The following is a 3,013-nucleotide window of genomic DNA, read 5'->3' as shown; positions in this document are numbered from 1 at the left end:
GTGACCGACATCATGGGCGAGATCTCGGCCGCCTCGCAGGAACAGGCCTCGGGGATCGAGCAGGTCAACCAGACCATCGTGAGCATGGACGAGACTACCCAGCAGAACGCCGCGCTGGTCGAAGAGGCCTCGGCCTCCGCCCACTCCATGGAGGAACAGGCCGCGCAGCTGGCGCAGGCGATCGCCTCGTTCCGGCTCGATGGCGGCGGCTCCGGCGCAGCGGTAGCCCCGCAGCGCCGCGCTCAGGCCGCCCGGCCCGCCGCACCGACGGGCCCGCGGCCTGCTGCATCGCGGCCGGCGCCCGTCGCCAAGCGCGCGCCAGGCAAGGCCGCACCGGCGCTGGCCGTCGCTGCCGAGGACGACTGGGCCGAGTTCTGAGCAACCGGAACGCGGTGGACGGCACCCCCGGGTGCCGCCCCCCGACCAACCGGGCCTGGCGTCCGCTTCGGGCGCCGGGCCCCTGGGGCGAGGATCCGGGCATCGAACCGGACAGGCTGAATCGCCATCCGAGCCTGGGGTGATCTCAAGGATCCCCTGCCGCAGCCGATAACTGGAGCGTTCGACCGGGCGCGCTGCCGGAAGCGCCCGGGTGAGCTCCGCTGCGGACTTTGCCCCGCGCGGGCCGAACGCGACCGGCATCCATCACCCGGTACTCCCCATGCCCGCTTTCAGACGGTTCTCCCTCGGCGCCAAGCTCGCCACCGTGGTCGCCGCGATCCTGGCCGGTGCGCTGTTGCTGCTGGCGCTGCTCGCCTACCGGCAATCCGCCCAAGGTCTGCAGGCACGGGCCGACGGCGACCTAGCCGCGGCGACGGGGTTGGTGCAGGAATCGGTGGCGATGTACGACGAGGCGCTGGTGACGAGCACCCGGCACATGGCCGGACTTTTCGAGGCGCTGCTGCCGCAAGGCGAGCTGGTGCTGGACCCTTCGCAGGCGGTCGAGCTGGGTCCGACCAGCGCGCCGTCCCTGTCGCTGGGCGAGTCTGCGCTCAATCTCGATTTCACCGCGGTGGACCGGTTCGCCGAGGCCACCGGCGGCGTCGCGACGCTGTTCGCGCGAGACGGCGTGGATTTCGTGCGCATCACCACCTCGTTGCGCGATGCCGCCGGCGAACGCGTCGTCGGCACCCGGCTGGACCACGCCCATCCGGCCTACCGGCTCCTGCAGGAGGGCCAGGCCTACACCGGGCCTGCGCACCTGTTCGGCAACGACTACATGACCCACTACGCGCCGATGCGCGATGCCGCGGGCGCGATCGTCGGGGTGCTCTTCGTCGGTCAGGACGCCACCGACGGCCTCTCGGCGCTGCGCGAACGGGTGCGCAGCTCGGCTACCGCAGGCGGCGGCTCCTTCTACCTCGTCGAACTGGGCGCCGACGGCCAGCCCGGTCAGGTGCTGGTTCACAACCGCCACGAAGGCGCCGCCCTTGCCAGCCTGTTGCCCGCCGACGACATGGCTGCGCTGGGCACGCTGCTTTCCGGAGAGGCGTCCAGCGTCCGGGTCGCGCTCGATGGCGCTGCCCACCAGGTCTCCGCCCTCGCCTACGCGCCGCGTGGCTGGGTGGTGCTCGGTGCGGAGCCGGTGGAGGCGATCGAATCCTCGTTGGCGGCGCTCCTGCGAGGCATCGGCGCGATCTCCCTGCTCGCGCTGGCGCTGGGCGTCGGCCTGATGCTGCTCGCGGTGCGGCGAATGGTCTCGCGCCCGCTCGCCCGCGCCGAACGCGTCGCGCTGGACGTGGCCGAAGGCCGGCTCGAAGGCACGATCGAGATCGGCCCCGCCGACGAGGTGGGCCGCCTGCTCGGCGCGATGCGGCGGATGCGCGACGACCTGCGTAGCCGCCTGGAACGCGATCGCAGGGTCGCCGCTGAGAACCTCCGCGTCCGCACCGCGCTGGACAACGTCACTGCCAACGTCATGATCGCCGACAGCGACCGCCGCATCGTCTTCGTCAACCGGTCGCTGCTGTCGATGCTATCGGGGGTCGAGACCGACCTGCGGCGCGACTTGCCGCATTTCCGCGCGAACGAGCTGATCGGCGGCAGCATCGACCTCTTCCACAGGCACCCCGAACATCAGGCGCGGATTCTCGACGGGCTCCACGGAACCCATCGCGCCCAGATCCGGGTGGGCGGCCGGACCATGCGATTCGTGATCAATCCCGTGGTCGACGACGACGGCGACCGACAGGGCTTCGTGGTCGAATGGGCCGATCGCACCATCGAGGTGGAGATCGAAGAAGAGATCGCAGCGATCGTCGGTGCCGCCGCCACCGGCGACCTGAGCGGGCGCGTGCGGCTGGAGGGCAAGGAAGGGTTCTTCGGCCAGCTGGCCGAGCGGATCAATGCGCTGCTCGGCAACGCTACCGATGGCCTCGGTCACGTCCAGCGGATGCTGCGGGCGTTGGCGGAGGGCGACCTGGGGCATCGCATCGAGGTCGAGCTGAGCGGGGTGTACGGCGAGATGAAGGCCGACGCGAACCGCACCGCCGAGCAGCTGGCCGAGATCGTCGGCCGCATCCGCCAGGCTTCCTCGGCGATCAACACCGCCTCCACCGAGATCGCCTCGGGCAACTCCGACCTGTCGCGCCGCACCGAGCAGCAGGCGGCGAACCTGGAGGAGACCGCCGCCTCGATGGAGGAGCTGACCTCCACCGTCAAGCAGAACGCCGAGCACGCCCGCCAGGCCAACCAGCTGGCCAACGGCGCCGCCTCGGTCGCCTCGCAGGGTGGAGAGATCGTCGGCCAGGTGGTCACCACCATGCGCGACATCGAGCAGTCCTCGCGCCGCATCGCCGACATCATCTCGGTGATCGACGGCATCGCGTTCCAGACCAACATCCTGGCGCTGAACGCCGCGGTCGAGGCCGCGCGTGCCGGCGAACAGGGCCGCGGCTTCGCGGTGGTGGCCTCCGAGGTGCGCTCGCTGGCGCAGCGCTCGGCCGGTGCGGCCAAGGAGATCAAGGGCCTGATCGAGGACTCGGTGGGCAAGGTCGGCGACGGCTCGGCGCTGGTC

1 protein-coding gene and 1 pseudogene are annotated in these 3,013 nt (G+C 71.3%); both read left to right on the top strand.

What is annotated here, in order from left to right; all coding sequences use genetic code 11:
- Positions 1 to 378: pseudogene (locus QFW77_RS00220) on the top strand (methyl-accepting chemotaxis protein); the annotation flags it as partial.
- Between the two features lie 280 nt (positions 379 to 658).
- The coding region (locus QFW77_RS00215; protein WP_280572121.1) for a Cache 3/Cache 2 fusion domain-containing protein at positions 659 to 3,013 on the top strand (2,355 nt) is incomplete at its 3' end.

This window comes from Luteimonas endophytica, from assembly GCF_029887875.1.
Classification (GTDB): domain Bacteria; phylum Pseudomonadota; class Gammaproteobacteria; order Xanthomonadales; family Xanthomonadaceae; genus Luteimonas; species Luteimonas endophytica.
This window is presented reverse-complemented; position numbering and strand designations above follow the sequence as displayed.